Origin of the sequence: Nocardia sp. CA-084685 (genome assembly GCF_050955785.1) — a bacterium.
Taxonomy (GTDB): domain Bacteria; phylum Actinomycetota; class Actinomycetes; order Mycobacteriales; family Mycobacteriaceae; genus Nocardia.
This window is the reverse complement of sequence record NZ_CP192094.1, coordinates 3,898,940-3,916,366: the sequence shown is the minus strand read 5'-3', so window position 1 is coordinate 3,916,366 and position 17,427 is coordinate 3,898,940. Positions and strand designations below refer to the sequence as shown.

Genomic DNA, 17,427 nt, shown 5'->3' with positions numbered 1-17,427 from the left:
ACCGCAGGCGCGCACGCGCCAGCCGTAGGACGTGATCCACGCCCATTGATTCGGAGCATCGAATGCAACGGATGGCCAGCGTTGCGGATTTGTTTCACTTCCAACGATGTTGGCAGCAAGGCACTTTCGTGAGCTACATTCTCGCAAACCCTCCAATCTGTGGCTTGAGCAGCCCAAATACAGGAAAACGACAACTTGCACCAGCCTAAAATGACAAGCTGGCTAACTGCACGCTAACGCTCAGGGCGGTCCGAAAGACGGTTTCGAGGCCCCGAAACATACCAATTGTTTGATTAGGGAAAGCCCTACTCATTCATCGCGCTCGAACGATCTCGCGAGCTCAGCCGACCGGCTGGTCCATGGTGGCTTGGTCGTTCGCAGACTTGCCGCGAGCATGCTGCCGCCGGAAAACTGCCACCATGACGGCAGCCGCGGACAGGATAACCGAGACAAGCTCCAGTTGGGCGCCGAATCGGGTCGCACGTGTTGTGTCGCTGCGCAATGGCAGTTCGGCGACCAACGCAGCGGGGACGAACTCGGGTGTCTGCTGCTGGACCGTGCCGTCCGCGGTGATGATGGCGCTGACACCGGAAGTGGCGGCGACCACGAGGGCACGGCCATGCTCCACGGCGCGGACCCGGGACATGGCCAACTGCTGATAGGTCATCTCGCTGTCGCCGAAGGTGGCGTTATTGGTGGGCACGGTCAGCAATTGCGCGCCCGCGTGCATGGAATCGCGGAAGGCGCGGTCGAAGGCGACCTCGTAGCAGGTCGCCACGCCGATATCGATACTGCCGCCGTAGTGGCTGCTTGCGGTTGGCTCGAGAGGGGCGACGTGGACGGTGCCGTCGCCGTTACCAGGCACGAAGTATCCGGCGCGGTCGGCGTACTCGGAGAACAGCCGGAAGAACCTGCGCATCGGCAGATACTCGCCGAACGGCTGGATAATCTTCTTGTCGTGCCGCTCCCCCGGACCGGCCGCGCCGTTCCAGACGATGACCGAATTCGTCGTCGTGCGGTCGCCGTTCACCAGCACGGCGCCGACGAGGATCGGCGCGCCGATCTGTTCGGACGCCTCGGTGATCTCGGCGGCCGCGTCGGCATTGCGCAGCGGATCGATATCGGATGAGTTCTCCGGCCAGATGACCACGTCCGGCTTGCGTGTCGTTCCCTCCGCGACCGCGCGAGCCAATTCTTCGGTGCGCAGGACATGATTGTCCAGGACGGCGCGGCGCTGGGCATTGAAGTCCAGCCCGAGCCGCGGCACGCTGCCCTGGATGGCGGCGACCGTGATCGTCCGGTCCCCCTCCTCCGGCCCGGGCAGCGCGGTCCGCAGGATCGCTCCGGTGCTCGGGATGACAACGAGCGCGGTCGCCGCGGCGATAACCCCAATGCGGGTCGTCGTGGTAGCACGACCCGGCTCGGTAGCCGAGGGATCGTCCATCGGCGCGACCGTCACATGAGTCCACAAGTACACCAGCACTGCCGCCGCAGCGGTTGCGGTGAGCGCCACCGCGAACCCGATGAGCGGCGCTCCCCCGACCATCGCCAGCGACAGATACCAGCCGTCGGCCTGACCGAATGCCAAGCGCCCCCACGGGAATCCACCGAACGGAAAGCTCGATCGCAGCCACTCGGTGGCCGTCCACGTCAACGCGACCCACACCGGCCACCCCGGCAGCGAAAACAACAACCGCGCCAAAAGCCCGAATAGTCCTATATATACGGAACACACCGTCGACAACGCGAGCCACGGCACCGGCCCGACGTAGATCCCGGTCCACGGCAACAGCGGAACGAAAAACCCGAGCCCCGCCAGGAACCCATACCCGAACCCCCCACGCAACCGCGCGGCGCCGCGTACGGTCAGCGTCAGCACCACCATCCCGATCGGCGCAAGGAACCAGAACGGCCGCGGCGGAAAGCTTCCGAAGATGAGCAGGCCCGAAACCACCGCAGCTACCGACCGACTCAGCACCGGATACCGACTGAACGCGGCCGCCACGCGGCGCAGCGCCGCGCCGGGTGTTTCAGGCCTCATGGATCGTGACTCCGCGGTGGACGGTGCGCAGGCAGGTGGGCAGGGATGCGTCGGGGTCGAGCGGAGGTAGACCTGGGACTCGGGAGCGCGGATCGGTGGACCAGCGTTGGACGGTGTCGGCGGCTGCGGCGACGACGAGCTCGGCGGCGTCCCAGATCGCATAGGAGGCGGGAGCACCCGGAACCAACGTGCCCGCGACGCCGTCGCGAATGCCGCCGGCACGCCAGGCGCCGCGGGTGGCGGCGGCGAAAGCGGCCCGCGGTGAGAGGCCATGACCGGGGGTGCGGTGGTTGACCGCCGCGCGGACCGCCGACCAGGGGTCGAGTGCGGTAACCGGTGCGTCCGAGCCGATAGCGAGCGCGATGCCCGCCGCGGCCATGGCCGCGAAGGGATTCAGCGTTGCGGCGCGTTCGGCACCGAGGCGGGTGGCGTACATGCCGTCCGGACCACCCCAGGTCGCGTCGAAACCCGGTTGGACACTGGCGATTACACCCCAGGCGGCCAGTTTCGCGATCTGATCGGCATCGATCATCTCCGCATGCTCGACGCGGTGCGCGCGGGACGCGACGGCCGGACCGCCGAGCTCGTCGACCACCTGGCCGAATCCGGCGACGACAGCATCCATCGCGGCATCGCCGATGACGTGGAATCCGGCTTGGATGCCCGCCTCGGTGCAGGCTCGCACATGTGCGGCGATCGTGTCCGCGTCGAGGTGGCCGAGACCGGTTCCGGCGTCATCGGCGTACGGCGCGCGCAGCAGGGCGCTGCGCGAGCCGATCGAACCGTCCACGAACAGATCGCCCCCGAGCGCGTGCACCCCGAGTTCCGTCACCAGCGCCCGTGCCTCATCCGCGGTGCGCACCGCCGCACCCCAAAAAGCCCGGACCTGCACACCGTGCTCGAACTCGAGCAACTCACGAATATCGGTGCGCCCGGCGATCTGCGGTCCCCCGCATTCGTGCACGGCAACAACACCGTGCGCGGCCGCCGTGTCCAGCGCTGCCTTGCGCGCCCGATCCCGTCGTGCGCGATCCAATCCCGAGAGAACCGCGGTGCGCACCAGATGGTGCGCGTCGGCGCGCAAGGGCGCACCGCGGGTGAACCCCGTCGCGGCGGTGACTGCCGAAGTCAACAACACCGACGACACCACCGCCGAATGCGCGTCCACCCGTGACAGATACACCTGTCGGCCGGGCTGCACCGCCGCGTCGATCTCATCGACAGTCGGCGCCCGCCCCTCCGGCCATTCCGTCTCGTCCCAGCCGTCACCGAGGATCGCGCCGTCGGGATGTGACACCGCGAACACACGCAACAGTTCCAGACAATGTTCGAGTGAGCGCGCCGCCCACAGATCGAGTCCGGTCAGCTTCAAGCCCAGTGCCGTTACGTGCACATGCGGGTCGACGAACGCCGGTGCCACGAAAGCACCGTCGAGGTCGATGATCTCCGCACCCGGATGCAGGGCGCGCCCCGGTTGCTCAGCGCCCAGCCACACTACGGTGCCGTCGGTCACGGCCATTGCCGTCGCATCGGGTGAACTCGAGCTGTAGAAACGACCGCCGATCAGCAACTGGGTACTCACGAGACACCAGTCTGCCGTATGGGTGTTTCAGTCCGTCGGGTCGGACAGCTTCCGCTCGGTAGCGACTGCTCGCGGATCGCTCGAAAGGCCCGGCGGCGAAACGTCCGCGGGTTGTGCGAGGACCGCCATGACCTCCGCGTATCTCGGCGGCGCAGCACCGGGCGCGGCCCGCATACCGGCCTCCACCGCGATCAGTTCCAGCCGCAGTGCCGCAGCCGTGAATCCGGAAATCGACTGTCCCGCAGCCGCCGCGGCCTGCCGCACCGCTGCCGCCAGCTCCTCACTCACCGTGACGGTGAGCTCCTCGGTCGCCATCCGGCCACCCTAGCCCTTTGATCCGTCTCACGAAATGGGCAAGAGGGTGATAGTCGGCACGGTTTATGGAAACGGCTCGGCGTGATCAGGCGGTTGCCCCTCTCGAGCGACCTGCAACCAGTCGCTACGGAAGAGCCGGGCGGCTCGACGGGCGGGGGTCGTCGTACCACTCGGTGACGACCGTGCCGTCGACCACATCGTCACCGTCGATGATCACGCCGCGATACGGCATCGCCGCGGCCAGACGGCTGAAGCGGCGCGCGGCGAACGCGGCGACCAGCGGACGAACCAGGAAGCGAGTCGGCGGCAGCAGCAGAAGCAGCCCGAAGAGTGAGGTGATCAGGCCCGGGATGAACATCAGGAACCCGCCAGCTGCGACGAGCGCGCCATCCGCGACCGCGGTGCTCGGATTGATCTCACCGCGCCCGGCGCGTCGGAACTGCTCGAAGACGCGACGGCCTTGGGAGCCGATGAGCAGCATGCCCGCGGCCGAACCGGCGATGAGCAGCAGGATGGTCGGCATCACACCGATCAGATGACCGACGCCGACCAGCGCGGCGATCTCGACGATGACGTAGAGCACGAACAGTACGGCGGGCATGGCGATCCTTTCGGACGATCTACCCGATTCAACGTCGCACAGTCCGATTTTTCTCCCGACCCAGCTGATAGCTGACTGAGAGCTCAGCCGCCCGGTCGCACCAAACCGGTCTCGTAGGCCAGCACGACGGCTTGAACCCGGTCGCGCAGACCGAGTTTCGTCAGTACCCGACCGACGTGCGTCTTGACTGTGGCCTCCGACAGGTACAACTGCTCGGCGATCTCGGCATTGGACCGCCCCGCCGCGATCTGCTCGAGCACCTCGCGTTCCCGCGCGGTCAGTACCTCGAGTACCGCCGGGTCCCGCATGCCACCGGGATCGTCGGCGATGAGCCGGTCCAGCAGTCGCTTGGTCACCTTCGGCGACACCACCGCGTCACCGCCGGCGACACTTCGGATCGCCGAGACCAGATCCTCGGGCGGCGTGTCCTTCAACAGGAATCCGCTCGCGCCCGCTCGCAGCGCACCCAATGCGTGTTCGTCGAGATCGAAGGTCGTCATGACCAGCACCTTGCAGCCGTCACCGGCCTCCACGATGCGCTGCGTCGCCGATACCCCGTCGACGACCGGCATCCGCACATCCATCAGCACCACATTCGGCCGCAACTCCTTGGCCCGGGATATCGCGGCGGCCCCGTTCTCGGCCTCCCCGATCACCTCGATGTCCGGGTGCGCACCGAGCACCATCTTCAACCCCATGCGCATGAGTTCTTGATCATCGACAACGAGAACGGTAATCGGCACGTCCCTAATCTATCGGCACCGTCCACCGTGTTTTGCGCACCGTGCGCGCGACGCCGAAAGAGGCCTGCCGCTAACCGTTTTCGTTGCCACGCACCAGCGGGATCGTCGCGTATACCCGCCACGCGCCAGCGGATGTGCGACCCGCTTCCAGCGTGCCACCGAGTACGGCGACCCGTTCACGCATGCCGACCAATCCCATGCCACCGCCGACGATCGGGCTCGCGGACTGCTCCTGCACCGGAACCCCGCCGCTATCGCTGACTTCGATGATGACATCGGTTTCGCGGCGCTGCACCCGCACCCAAGCCTTCGGATGCGAGCCCGCGTGGCGCAGCGTATTGGTCAGCGATTCAGTCACGATGCGGTGCATGCCCAGACTCACCTCGGGGGCGATATCGTCCAACTGCCCGGTCATTTCGAGTTCTACCGCGAGTCCGGTATCGCGCATCATCTCGACCACCTTCGCCAGACCCGCGGTTCCGTGCTGCGGCAGCTGATCCGGTGCATGTTCGATGCGCAGCAGCGCGACGGTTCGGCGCAATTCCCGCAAGGCCTCGCGACCGGTGCTCGCGATCGTGGTCAACGCTCGTTCGGCTGAGTCCGGATCGAGGCGCAGCGCGTACTTCGCCCCGTCGGCCTGCACGATGATCACACTCACCGCATGGGCGACGACATCGTGCAGTTCGCGGGCGATACGGGTGCGTTCGGCGGCGACGGCATCGTGCGCGCGGCGTTCCCGGTCGTAGTCGGCGACCGCGAGTCGCGCCGCTACCTCTTGGTCGTAAGCGTGCCGGGCACCGATGAACTCGGCCAGTGTCCAGCACAGCGCGTAGAACATCGCCGTGAAGATCAGATCCGAACCGGCTGGCTTGTGTAACAGGAAAAATGAGCTGGTGCAGTCGGCGACCAGACCGAGCGCGTACCAAAGTCCTTCCTTGCGACCGACATACGCGACCAAGGTGTACAGCATGATGCCGAGCCCCAACAGCGCGATGTGGTCGGCATCGTCTTCGGACGCGTAGCTCACCATCGTCGAGCCGATCGAGAGTCCGAGCATCGCGGCCGCCATCGCCCGCGGGTACAGCCGCCGAAACGCCACCGGCACCGGCAACAGCACGCCGATTCCCAGGTAGGTCAGCTTGCTATCGGAATTGCTGACCCCGAGAATCTCGAGCAGCAGCAGTACGGCGGCCAGCATCGAATCCGAGATGAGGGGCTTGCCGCGAAGCCACAGACTGAACCGGCGCACGACCATCAGCCTAGGTGCGGGCGGGTCGGATCCAACCATCTGGTTGGCTGGCCGGGTGGATTTTGCAGACTGGGCGACCTTACTAACGGCCGCGACCGCCGCGGGCTGGGTTGATGCGGTGGTCGGCGGCGGCGGATTGATCATTCTCCCGACACTTTTCCTGGTCGCACCGGGCATCGCACCACAGACCGCGCTCGGCACCAATAAGCTCGCCGCGGTCGCGGGCACCAGCGCCTCGGTCATGACATTCGCGCGCAGAGTTCCGCTGCGGTGGCGCACGCTGCTGCCAGCGGCGGCGATCGCCGCGGTCACCGCGGCGACCGGCGCGGCGGCGGTATCCCTGATCGATCGCGACCTGTTCATCCCGATCGTGATGGTGGTGCTGGTCGGTGTCGCCGTGTTCGTCACGCTGCGCCCGTCGATCGGCATCACCCTGGCCACGCACCCACCGACCCGGCGCAAGTTCGTCCTCGTGATCGCCCTGGCCGCCGGTTTGATCGGGTTCTACGACGGACTGCTCGGCCCCGGCACCGGGACCTTCCTGATCATCACCTTCGCCACCTTGCTCGGCACCGAATTCGTGCGCGCGGCCGCGATGGCGAAGGTGATCAACTGCGGATCGAATGTCGGTGCGCTGATTTTCTTCGGCTTCACCGGCCACATCATGTTGGCGCTCGGCGCGGCCATGGCGGTCGGCAATGTGGCGGGTGCGATCATCGGCTCGCATATGGCATTACGCAAGGGCGCTGAATTCGTGCGCGTGGTACTGCTGGTGGTCGTCATCGGTATGGTGATCCGCTTGGGCTGGCAGCAATTCGGCTGAGCCAATCAATGCATAGATCCCACGTGCATCTTGGCATTCGAGGCGAGCCAGGGCTGCAGCACCCGTGAGGTCGTTTCGTGGATCTGTCGGTGCAGCCGTTCGCCGTCCAATCCGGCCACCGGACTCTGGAACAGCACCGTCAGCGCACCGGAGACCGCGCCGACCACGGCCCCGACCAAGGCGGCGGCCCCGACCTCGTCCAATTCGGTGGGAAATGCCATATACAGCTGCCGCGCGATCTCGCGCTGCGCGACCAACTGCGCGTGCGCGGCCCGCCCGCTCACCGCGGGCACCGTACGCGAAACCTGTGCGCGTAGTGCGGCAACGCGCGCACTCAGATCATCGACGAGATGTTCACCCGGATTGTCACCAGCCGCCCGCAACGCGCGCAGCAGCACCTCTACCGGCCGCTCGCCGGGCCGACGACTTGCGATGGCCGCCACCGCAGCACGCACCCGTTCGTCCTGTTCCGGGAAGAGTAATTCTTCCTTGCTGGCAAAGTAGTTGAAGAAGGTCCGGGTGCCGACTTCGGCGGCAGCGGCGATATCGGCCACCGTGGTTTCCTCATAACCTCTGTTCTCGAAAAGTTCGATGGCTGCCTCGAGGAGGGCACGGCGGGTACGTTCTCGTTTGCGATCGCGGAGGGCGGATGGCGGCACGCGGGCACAGTACGGCATAACCCGACTTGGGTACGGTAACCACGACTTTCGCGCGCGCCATGCTGCCAAACCGTGATCAAATTCGAGTCGCGTGCGACTGATCCCGGCGGGCCGCGTCGATTACCGAATCCAGTAAACCCGGGAATCGGGCGTCGAGATCGTCACGCCGCAACGACTGCAAGGTTTCCCGGCCGGACGGTCGCTGCCAGATGATGCCCGCATCGCGCAGCACCCGATAGTGGTGTGTCAGATTCGATTTCGGCACACCGTCCACGATCGAACCGCAGGTGTGTTCCGCCCCATCCGCGAGCACGCGAACGATCTGCAGCCGCAATGGATTTCCCAGCGCGGCGAACACATTCGCCAACTCGATCCGATCCCGCTCGGGATGTGCCGTCATCACGCGGACCAGATTACTCGATTGTTGACATACAGTCGAACTGTTCATATGTTCTTGAACTATCCAACTGTATGAGAGGTCGTGCCATGCCGAGCAATTCCCGATTCGACGACAAGATCGCGTTGATCACCGGCGGAACCAGCGGTATGGGATTGGCCACCGCGCGCAGGTTGCTCGACGAGGGCGGGCGGGTTGTGATCACCGGGCGGGACAAGTCCCGTCTGGATGCCGCGATCGACGAGCTGAACGGTGGCCATCGCGTCCTCGGAATATCCGGCGACGCAGCAAATCTCGCCGATCTGGCGGCATTGACGACCGCGATCCAGGACCGTTACGGACGCTTGGACGTGATTTTCGCCAACGCGGGCATCGGCGCATTCCAGGCGGTCGCCGATGTCACCGAGGCCGAGTTCTACCGGGTCGTCGATATCAATTTCAAGGCCGCGTTCTTCACCATCCAGCAGGCCCTGCCCCTGTTGGCCGATGGCGGCGCCATCGTGATCAACGCATCGTTCGCACTGCATCGGGGCGGGCCCGGCGCGGCGCTCTATTCGGCGACGAAGGCGGCAGTGCACAACCTGGCCAGGACGTTAGCCGCCGAACTGGCACCGAGGCGAATCCGGGTCAACTCGGTGAGCCCGGGTTACACCGGGACTCCCGCGTTCTATGCGGAAGCGTCGCCGCAGGTGCAGGCCGCCGCCATCGCCACAGTGGCCGCCGGGCGCATCGGAACCTCGGAAGATGTCGCCGCCGCAGTTGCCTTTCTCGCCTCCGACCAGGCGTCATACATCAACGGCCAGGACCTGCTCATCGACGGCGGTCTCGTCGCCGCCACCCCTGCGGCCATGGTCTAGAACTGCGCTGCTGGGCATTTCGTGCGACATTGCGGTCGATGCATGTCCGCAAGGTCTGCGTCAGCACATCGGAAGCGGCGCTCGTCAGCCCGACCGGCTAGGTTGGGTCGGGTGAGCATCGCGACTTCCAAAGATGTGGACGCCGAGTTCCTTGCGTTACCACTGCACGCGCTCGCCGACGCAGCCCTGTCCGCGGCGCGCGCGGCGGGCGCACAGCACGCCGATCTGCGGGTGCATCGGCTGGTCACCCAATCGATCCGGCTGCGCGACGGGCGGGTCGAAGCGATCAGCAATGCCACCGACCTCGGCTTCGCGGTGCGCGTGATCGTCGACGGCACCTGGGGTTTCGCCTCGCATGCCGCGCTCACCCCCGAGACCGCGGCCGAGGTGGCGCGGCGGGCGGTCACGGTGGCGACGACCCTGCGCGCGCTCAATCGCGAGCGCGTCGAACTCGCCGACGAGCCGCGATACGACAATGTGCACTGGGTTTCGACCTACGACGTGGACCCGTTCACGGTGCCGACCGCCGATAAGGTCGCTGTGCTGCAGGACTATTCGGGCCGCTTGTCCGCCGCCGACGGCGTCGATCATGTCACCGCCTCGGTACTGCAGGTCAAGGAGCAGACCTTCTACGCCGATACCGCGGGGGCCGCGATCACCCAGCAGCGCGTGCGCCTGCATCCGCAGCTCGAGGCGATCACCGTGGACGCGGCAGCGGGTGTTTTCGAGACCATGCGCACCCTCGCCGCTCCCGCGGGACGCGGTTGGGAATACGTCACCGGTGCGGACGGAATCTGGGATTGGAGTGCCGAACTCGCGCAGATCCCCGGCTGGCTGGCCGAGAAGGTGAAGGCGCCCAGCGTCGAGGCGCGCCCCACGGATCTGGTGATCGACCCGACCAACCTGTGGCTGACCATCCACGAATCCATCGGCCACGCCACCGAATACGACCGCGCCATCGGCTACGAATCCGCCTACGCTGGTACTTCTTTCGCCACCCCGGACAAGCTCGGCACGCTGCGGTACGGAACGCCGATCATGCATGTCACCGGTGACCGCACCGAGGTGCACGGTCTGGCCTCGGTGGGCTATGACGACGAGGGCGTCGCCGGACAGCGCTGGGATCTGGTGCGCGACGGCATTCTGGTCGGCTATCAACTCGACCGCGTCTTCGCCCCGCGCTTGGGCCTGGAACGCTCCAACGGCTGCTCCTACGCGGATTCACCGCACCATGTGCCGATCCAGCGCATGGCCAATGTCTCGCTGCAACCGGACCCCGAAAACGACACCAGCACCGCCGAACTGATCTCGCGGGTCGAGAACGGCATCTACATCGTCGGCGACAAGTCGTGGTCGATCGATATGCAGCGCTACAACTTCCAGTTCACCGGCCAGCGGTTCTTCCGCATTCGCGACGGAAAGCTCGACGGTCAGCTGCGCGATGTCGCCTATCAGGCCACCACCACCGACTTCTGGGGTGCGATGGAGGCGGTCGGTGGTCCATCTACTTGGCGCCTCGGCGGCGCGTTCAACTGCGGTAAGGCCCAACCCGGCCAGGTCGCCGCGGTCAGTCACGGCTGCCCGTCGATCCTGGTGCGTGGCATCAACATTCTCAACACCCGGACGGAGGCAGGTCAGTGATCGAGGTGATGTTGCCCGCAGGTGCGCTCGTCGAGCAAGCGCTGGCGCTTTCGCATGCGGATGAGGCGATGGTCATCGCCACCGATGCGCACGAGGCGTCGCTGCGCTGGGCGGGCAACTCGATGACCACCAATGGGTCCTCGATTTCGCGGGAGTGGGCGGTCATTTCGATTTTCCGCGACGGCCCGAACTCCGCGCGTGTCGGGAGCGTCCGCTCCACCAGCGTCGACCCGGCCGAGATCGAGGCCGTTGTGCGCGCCAGCGAGACGGCGGCCCGCACCGCCGAGCCCGCCGAGGATGCGATGCCGCTGCTGACGCCGGATTCGGATGGTCTGCCGGACGCCGGGAGCGATTGGGTGTCCGCACCCGGCAGCACCGGAATCGAGGTCTTCACCGACCTCGCACGCGACTTGGCGGGCGGGTTCGACGGCGCTGACCGGCTCTACGGTTTCGCCTACCACCAGATGCACACGACGTGGCTGGGTACCTCCACCGGTATTCGCCGCCGCTTCGTGCAGCCGACCGGTTCGGTGGAGATCAATGGAAAGCGTGGCGATGGTGCGGATCTCGCGAGTGCGTGGGTCGGTGTCGGCACCGCGGACTTCACCGATGTCGACGTGCCCGGGCTGCTCACCGAATTGTCGCGGCGGTTGAATTGGTCCGAGCGCCGGGTCGAGCTCCCGGCGGGTCGCTACCAAACCCTGCTGCCGCCCTCGGCGGTCGCCGACCTGATGATCTATCTGGCGTGGTCCATGGAGGGCCGCGGCGCCCACGAGGGACACAGCGCCTTCGCCAAGGCGGGCGGCACCCGCATCGGTGAGCGGCTCAGCGATATTCCCTTGACGCTCTACTCCGATCCGAGTGCGAGCGGCCTGGAATATCGTCCATTCGTGGCGACTTCGTCGTCCTCGGAATCGCTGTCGGTCTTCGACAACGGTCTTGCGGCCCGCCGCGTGGACTGGCTGCGCGACGGCGTCATCGAATCGCTGGTCTACCCGCGTGCCACCGCCGCCGAATTCGGTGCTCCCCCCACTGTTCCCGGTGAGAACCTGCTACTGACCGGCGGCTCCGGCGCGAGCATCGATGAGATGATCGCCGATACCGAGCGCGGCCTGCTGCTCACCACGCTCTGGTACATCCGCGAGGTCGATCCCGCGACCTTGCTGCTCACCGGCCTGACTCGTGACGGCGTCTATCTGGTCGAAAACGGCGAAGTCACTGCCGCGGTCAATAACTTCCGCTTCAACGAAAGCCCCATCGATCTGCTGCGCCGCACCACTGAGGCGGGCGCTACCGAAACCACGCTGCCCCGGGAATGGAAGGATTGGTTCACCCGAACCGCCATGCCGCCCTTGCGCATCCCGGACTTCCACATGTCCTCGGTGAGCCAGGCGACCTGATTACCCGGCGGGGGTGATCTCGAGACCGATGGTGCCGGACTTGCCGCGGCGAATACTGCTCGCGGTCACCAGAATCGGGCCGAGGAGCCAGTACTTCTTCTTGATCAGCTTGCGCACCCGTTCGGTTTCGACCGCATCGAGCACCCGGCCGGTACCTTCGATGACTTCACCGCTCGGCTTACCCGACGGGCCGCACGGCTGGAGGGTGACGGCGGGATTATTGCGCAGCCGCTTGACCTTCCAGCTGTTGGTTTCGGTCCACACATACAGCTTGCCGTCGTCCTCGGCGGCCCAGACGGCGGTGCCGACCGGTGTGCCGTCCTTGCGGAAGGTGGTCAGCAGCACGTAGTCGGCCTTGCCGACCGCACCCAGCGTGTTGGTCATGTGGGGCAGCCTATCCGCCATCTGAGCGGCGGGCGCGCCCTGCCACTAGTCCGACATCCGGTATTCACCCGCCTCCAAGCGCTCGAGCACGCCGCCGGTCCAACTCGACAGGTTGTCGAACACACCGCTCCACAGCTCGAGTAGATCGGTGGCATGCGGCGGTTCGTACCGGCCGGGAAATGTCGGAATCATGGCGAGAAGATCGTCGCGAACCGCTGCGGCATTGCGGCGTTGTTCGCGCAACTTCTCGATGACGTGCGCGCGTGGCAGCGCATCCATGAACGCGATACCCGCACCGAGTTCTTCCATATCAACGCTGACCAGCGCCTCGTCCATGAGCTTGCGAAACTCGGCCTCCCCCGCCTCGGTCAGTTCGAACAGCGTCCGCCCCGGTCCCTCGGTACTCCCCTGGGTTCCGAAGGCACTCAATTTGCCTTCCTGCGTCAGCTGTTTCAGCGCGTGATAGATCGACCCCGGCTTCACATTGGTCCAGGTTTCGGCACGCCAGGACAGTAGTTCGCGACGCACCGCGTAGCCATAGGTGGGCTGACGCAACCGCATCACGCCCAGGACGAGCAGGCGCACCGCCGACATCCGGATATCCCTTCGCTAGAAACGCCATACTACTCAAATTTGACTTCCGGAATTGGACCGACCTAGCCTCGGGTAGTCAAAATTGATTACCGTAACGAGGCAGGGGCGATGACAAGCGATACAGCGGTTCCGGTGTTGTGGAGCGGTGACCTGAAGGACACCCTCGACTTCTATCGAACCCTCGGCTACACAGTGACCCACGAGCAGACCAGGCCATACGCCTACGGCGCGATCGAGGCCAATGGTTGCGCGGTCCACTTCGCCGCCGCACCGCCGAGCATCGAACTCCCCATCGAACAGGTCGGCTGCCTGATCATGCTCGACGATGTTGCCGAGCGACACAGCGCATTCACCGCCGCGCTGCGCAAGCGCTACGGGAAAGTCCCCGCGAAGGGCTGCCCACGCATCACCAGATTCCGCCCCGGCCAAAGCAGATTCAGCGTGGTCGACCCGGTCGGCAATACCATCATCTACATCCAGCGCGACGAGCCCGAAGACGTCGAGTACGGCGGTTCCCGCGAACTCGACGGCCTGGCAAGGGTTTTGGACAATGTCCGCATCCTGCGCGATTTCAAGAACGACGATGCGACCGCGGTTCGGGTGCTCGAGGTCGGTCTGCGTCGCTACGGCACGCAAGCATCGGCCGTCGACAAGGCGAGGGCGCTTGCCGCGCTGACCGAATTGGCCATCGCCACCGACGATTTCGAGCGGGCCGAGAAGTTGCGCGCCGAACTCAGGGCCATGTCGCTGTCGGAAGCCGAACGTGCGAGCGTTGCGGGCGAGCTGCGCGCCGCTACCGATCTCGCGGATTGGCTCTCCGAAACGGATTGAGTCTGTTAGGCGGCGGTCAGCACTTGCGGCCCGTCCGCGGTGATCGCGACCGTATGTTCGGAGTGCGCGGTCCGCGAACCATCCGCCGAGCGGATCGTCCAACCATCCGGATCGGTATAGATCTGGTCGGTCGTTCGCGCGAACCACGGTTCGATCGCAATCGTCAAACCTGGTCGCAGCGCATACCCGCGACCCGCACGTCCCGCATTCGGCACATGCGGATCCTCATGCATCGTTCGGCCAAGCCCGTGGCCGCCGAATTCGGTATTCACCGGATAGCCGTTTGCCCGCGCGACCTGCGCGATAGCGGCGGAGATATCGCCGATCCGGTTGCCGGGGAAGGCAACCGCGATCGCGGCCGCCAGCGCGTCCTCGGTGGCCTTGATCAGCCGCAGATCCTCCGCATCGGCGGTGCCGACAATCACGCTGGTGGCCGAATCGGCAACCCACCCGTCGATCCCCAGCGCCAGGTCCATACTCAGCACATCACCGTCGCGCAGCGCATAGTCGAACGGAAGACCGTGCAGTACCGCATCGTTCACCGAGAGGCATACCGTATTGCGGAATGGACCATGACCGAACGATGGCGCATAGTCCCAGTAGCACGACACCGCGCCCCGGTCCCGAATCCGCTGCCGCACATGCTCTTCCAGCTCCAGCAGATTCACCCCGACGCGAGCCAGCGCACGCAGTTCCGCCAGGATCTCGGCGACGAAGCGCCCCGCCACCCGCATGCGTTCGATCTCGGCAGGCGACTTCAACTCCACCATCTCAACCTCCAACTCGGTATTTTAATACCGAGCATAGCGGTGACCGGTATAAAAATACCAATCATCCACCGTGACCAGGCGATGTGTTATGTTCGCGAACGCGAAAGAGCACTGGTTTGTTTCGTTGTTCGCCGCCCCGAGCGGTATGCGTTCTGCCCGATCGACCCCGATAGCGAACGTAGAGGAGCAAGCGATGAGCCCGCGCCGCAAGGCACTTGTCGTCGCCGTCGCGTTGGCCGTGGCCGTGGCCACCCCCGCCTGCGGTAGCGATTCGGCGAAGAACGAGAACCAGTCGGGCATCGCCGCAGGCCCCGCGCGCAATCCCTACCTCGCCGCCGCGACCTACGGGCTCACTCACATAGATCCGGGTCAGTCCGACACCTTCCCGTACCAAACACTGCAGGGCGAATTCCATATCGACCCGAAGCAGCAGCAGCGCATCACCTCGGGACCGGTCAACATCATGACGCTCGCCGCCACCGATCCGGAGCACATGTGGGTCTCCTCCACCCAGGGCGTGGTCTACGTCCAGGTCGGCAATGGCATGTTCCACGAGATCGCCCGCGCGGACGCACCCGGCGTGAAACCCCTAGCACCGCAAGCGTTGGACCATGTGCTCGAGCAGAACTTCACCGACGCAGGTCAGGTCGACGCCGCGGTGCACAACGACTGGGGCATCGATTGGACGCGCATCGTCAATGGCGTCTACAGCCTCGTCGACAAGGACAATCGAGTCTACTACGTCACCCAGAACGCGCAGATCGTCGTCTTCGGCCTGGTTAATGCGAACAATCCCGAAGCGGGCGTAAGGATTCTGCGCACCCTCGACTTCAAACCGTGGCTCGGCACGGGTCCAGGCCTCGGCGGTCAACCGGAATCCATCGTCGGCCTGAATATGACCTATGACGGCAAATTGGCCGTACTCAGCACCCGCGGGCTATCGATCATCGACCGCAGCCTGCAGGGCGAACCGCAGCAGGTCCACTTCGGCGCGGACGAGGTGGTCTCCAACGCGATGGCCGTGGACGATAAGGGCGGGATCTACGCCGCTTCCGACAAGATCATGCGCAAGGTCGTCTGGACCGGATCCAAACTCTCGACCGAGGCCACCGACGGGGCGTGGGCATCGCCCTATGATTTCGGGCGGCAGCCGCCCGCGGTGAAATTCGGCATCGGCACCGGCTCGACACCCACCCTCATGGGCTACGGCAAGGACGACCGACTCGTGGTGATCACAGACGGCGCCGACCGGATGAAACTGGTCGCGTTCTGGCGCGACGCCATTCCCGAGGGTTTCCAACCGAAGCCGGGCAGCAAATCCAATCGGATCGCCGACCAGATCCAGGTGACGGCCGGTCTGAATCCGCAGCCCGAATTCATCCAGAGCGAGCAGTCGGTCGTGGTGGACGGCTACGGCGCATTCGTGGTCAACAATGCCCGGCCGCAAGGCGCACCGGACCGGCTCATCGATGTGCTCGCGGGCGGTCCGGTATTCGGGCCGCCGTCGGGTATCGAGCGGTTCCAATGGGATCCGGCAAACCACAGCTGGTCATCGGTGTGGTCGCGTGCCGATGTGGTCTCCACGAGTATGGTCCCCACCGAGAGCAGTAAATCCGGCGTGGTTTTCGTCAACGGCTACACCACGACCGACGGCTGGGAAGTGACCGGCCTGGACTGGCAAACCGGAAAGACGGTGCATCGCACTATTTTCGGGCAGAGCAATCTCGGTAACGGCGCCTACGCGCTGGTCCAGTTCTTTCCGAATGGGGATCTGCTGTTCAACAGTGTCGGCGGACCGTTCCGAGTGAAGTACAACGGTTGAGCTTGCGGTATTTAAATACCATCCATAGTCTGGACGCATGGTCCGACTTCCGCTGACTCCCGCTCAGGTCGAGGCCGGGCGCCGCCTCGGAGCCCGGCTGCGGGCCGCACGCGCCGATCGCGATCCGGCCCTGATCGCCCATGCCGCCGGAATTTCACCGGAGACGCTGCGCAAGATCGAGACCGGACGGCTGCCGACGCCCGCATTCGGCACAATCGTGTCGCTTGCGGCCGCCCTGGAGATTCCGCTGCAGGAACTCGCCGATACCTGGCGCACGGCCGGGCTGGCGGAATCCGCCTGACCTACGCGGGTGTAATCGCGATCCCGACGGAGCCGTCCGTGCCCTTGAACAGCTTGTGCAGGCGAATCAATACGGTGCCGATGATCCCGTACTTGCGTGAGACGAGATCGCGTACCCGCTGCGTGCCTGCCGCATCCAGCACCTCGGCCTTGCCCACAACCTTCTCCTCGCTCTTCGGGCGGCCGCGGCCGTCGCATATCTGCAGGGTCACCGCCGGATTGCGGCGGATCCGCTTGACCTTCCAGGTCTTCGAATTGGTCCACACCACGATCCGCTCACCGTCCGGAGCCACCCATACGGGAGTACCGACCGGCGTGCCGTCCTTCTTGTACGTGGTCAGCAGGTCGAAACGGCTCGCGCTCACTTCGTTCCAAGTCATACCTGAAACGGTAGGCCCGTCCGGTCACCGCGACATCC

General features: G+C 65.4%; 19 protein-coding genes. 7 read left to right on the top strand and 12 right to left on the bottom strand.

Annotated elements, in window-relative coordinates:
* Positions 1-340 precede the first annotated feature (340 nt).
* The 6 genes from lnt to ACQP2U_RS17790 all read right to left on the bottom strand — a co-directional run bounded on the left by lnt (position 341) and on the right by ACQP2U_RS17790 (position 6,531).
* The gene (gene lnt, locus ACQP2U_RS17815) at positions 341-2,041 is read right to left on the bottom strand and encodes an apolipoprotein N-acyltransferase (RefSeq protein ID WP_433715679.1); all 1,701 of its coding nucleotides are present in this window, start codon (positions 2,039-2,041) and stop codon (positions 341-343) included.
* On the bottom strand, positions 2,031-3,623 hold the full coding sequence (locus ACQP2U_RS17810; protein WP_433715678.1) for an amidohydrolase: 1,593 nt from the start codon (positions 3,621-3,623) through the stop codon (positions 2,031-2,033). The genes lnt and ACQP2U_RS17810 overlap by 11 nt, the downstream gene beginning before the upstream one ends.
* A 27-nt stretch (positions 3,624-3,650) precedes the next feature.
* On the bottom strand, positions 3,651-3,938 hold the full coding sequence (locus ACQP2U_RS17805; RefSeq protein ID WP_397038503.1) for a hypothetical protein: 288 nt from the start codon (positions 3,936-3,938) through the stop codon (positions 3,651-3,653).
* A gap of 124 nt (positions 3,939-4,062) precedes the next feature.
* Positions 4,063-4,539: an FxsA family protein gene (locus ACQP2U_RS17800; RefSeq protein WP_433715677.1), complete on the bottom strand. Its 477-nt coding sequence runs from the start codon at positions 4,537-4,539 to the stop codon at positions 4,063-4,065.
* A gap of 83 nt (positions 4,540-4,622) precedes the next feature.
* Positions 4,623-5,282: a response regulator gene (locus tag ACQP2U_RS17795; protein ID WP_397038507.1), complete on the bottom strand. Its 660-nt coding sequence runs from the start codon at positions 5,280-5,282 to the stop codon at positions 4,623-4,625.
* A gap of 70 nt (positions 5,283-5,352) precedes the next feature.
* Positions 5,353-6,531: a sensor histidine kinase gene (locus ACQP2U_RS17790; RefSeq protein ID WP_433715676.1), complete on the bottom strand. Its 1,179-nt coding sequence runs from the start codon at positions 6,529-6,531 to the stop codon at positions 5,353-5,355.
* Positions 6,532-6,586: 55 nt separating this feature from the next.
* Here ACQP2U_RS17790 and ACQP2U_RS17785 point away from each other — a divergent pair, with 55 nt between their 5' ends.
* The gene (locus ACQP2U_RS17785) at positions 6,587-7,354 is read left to right on the top strand and encodes a TSUP family transporter (protein WP_433715675.1); all 768 of its coding nucleotides are present in this window, start codon (positions 6,587-6,589) and stop codon (positions 7,352-7,354) included.
* A gap of 5 nt (positions 7,355-7,359) precedes the next feature.
* Here ACQP2U_RS17785 and ACQP2U_RS17780 read toward each other — a convergent pair whose 3' ends face one another.
* Together ACQP2U_RS17780 and ACQP2U_RS17775 are read right to left on the bottom strand one after the other, a co-directional pair.
* On the bottom strand, positions 7,360-8,013 hold the full coding sequence (locus tag ACQP2U_RS17780; RefSeq protein ID WP_433715674.1) for a TetR/AcrR family transcriptional regulator: 654 nt from the start codon (positions 8,011-8,013) through the stop codon (positions 7,360-7,362).
* Positions 8,014-8,089: 76 nt separating this feature from the next.
* Entirely contained in the window at positions 8,090-8,413 is a 324-nt protein-coding gene (locus ACQP2U_RS17775; protein WP_433715673.1) for an ArsR/SmtB family transcription factor, read from the bottom strand.
* Positions 8,414-8,499: 86 nt separating this feature from the next.
* Between ACQP2U_RS17775 and ACQP2U_RS17770 the strand changes: the two genes are divergently transcribed.
* The 3 genes from ACQP2U_RS17770 (at position 8,500) to ACQP2U_RS17760 (ending at position 12,308) form a co-directional block, all read left to right on the top strand.
* Complete coding sequence (locus ACQP2U_RS17770; RefSeq protein ID WP_433715672.1) at positions 8,500-9,267, top strand: glucose 1-dehydrogenase; 768 nt, start codon at positions 8,500-8,502, stop codon at positions 9,265-9,267.
* 111 nt (positions 9,268-9,378) lie between these two features.
* Complete coding sequence (locus tag ACQP2U_RS17765) at positions 9,379-10,908, top strand: TldD/PmbA family protein (protein ID WP_433715671.1); 1,530 nt, start codon at positions 9,379-9,381, stop codon at positions 10,906-10,908.
* A gap of 8 nt (positions 10,909-10,916) precedes the next feature.
* Entirely contained in the window at positions 10,917-12,308 is a 1,392-nt protein-coding gene (locus ACQP2U_RS17760; protein ID WP_433716507.1) for a metallopeptidase TldD-related protein, read from the top strand.
* Here the strand turns inward: ACQP2U_RS17760 and ACQP2U_RS17755 are convergent, their stop codons facing one another.
* Entirely contained in the window at positions 12,309-12,692 is a 384-nt protein-coding gene (locus ACQP2U_RS17755; protein WP_433715670.1) for a PPOX class F420-dependent oxidoreductase, read from the bottom strand.
* Between the two features lie 45 nt (positions 12,693-12,737).
* Positions 12,738-13,286 (bottom strand): PadR family transcriptional regulator, encoded by a 549-nt coding sequence (locus ACQP2U_RS17750; RefSeq protein WP_433715669.1) that lies wholly within the window; start codon positions 13,284-13,286, stop codon positions 12,738-12,740.
* A gap of 108 nt (positions 13,287-13,394) precedes the next feature.
* Between ACQP2U_RS17750 and ACQP2U_RS17745 the strand changes: the two genes are divergently transcribed.
* Positions 13,395-14,117 (top strand): glyoxalase, encoded by a 723-nt coding sequence (locus ACQP2U_RS17745; RefSeq protein ID WP_433715668.1) that lies wholly within the window; start codon positions 13,395-13,397, stop codon positions 14,115-14,117.
* 5 nt (positions 14,118-14,122) lie between these two features.
* Here ACQP2U_RS17745 and map read toward each other — a convergent pair whose 3' ends face one another.
* Positions 14,123-14,887: a type I methionyl aminopeptidase gene (gene map, locus ACQP2U_RS17740; RefSeq protein ID WP_433716506.1), complete on the bottom strand. Its 765-nt coding sequence runs from the start codon at positions 14,885-14,887 to the stop codon at positions 14,123-14,125.
* A 193-nt stretch (positions 14,888-15,080) separates the two neighbouring features.
* Here map and ACQP2U_RS17735 point away from each other — a divergent pair, with 193 nt between their 5' ends.
* Positions 15,081-16,709, top strand: coding sequence for a hypothetical protein (locus tag ACQP2U_RS17735; RefSeq protein ID WP_433715667.1), 1,629 nt, complete (start codon positions 15,081-15,083; stop codon positions 16,707-16,709).
* Between the two features lie 37 nt (positions 16,710-16,746).
* Positions 16,747-17,010, top strand: coding sequence for a helix-turn-helix domain-containing protein (locus ACQP2U_RS17730; protein ID WP_433715666.1), 264 nt, complete (start codon positions 16,747-16,749; stop codon positions 17,008-17,010).
* 1 nt (position 17,011) lies between these two features.
* Here ACQP2U_RS17730 and ACQP2U_RS17725 read toward each other — a convergent pair whose 3' ends face one another.
* Positions 17,012-17,389: a PPOX class F420-dependent oxidoreductase gene (locus tag ACQP2U_RS17725; RefSeq protein WP_433715665.1), complete on the bottom strand. Its 378-nt coding sequence runs from the start codon at positions 17,387-17,389 to the stop codon at positions 17,012-17,014.
* Positions 17,390-17,427 lie beyond the last annotated feature (38 nt).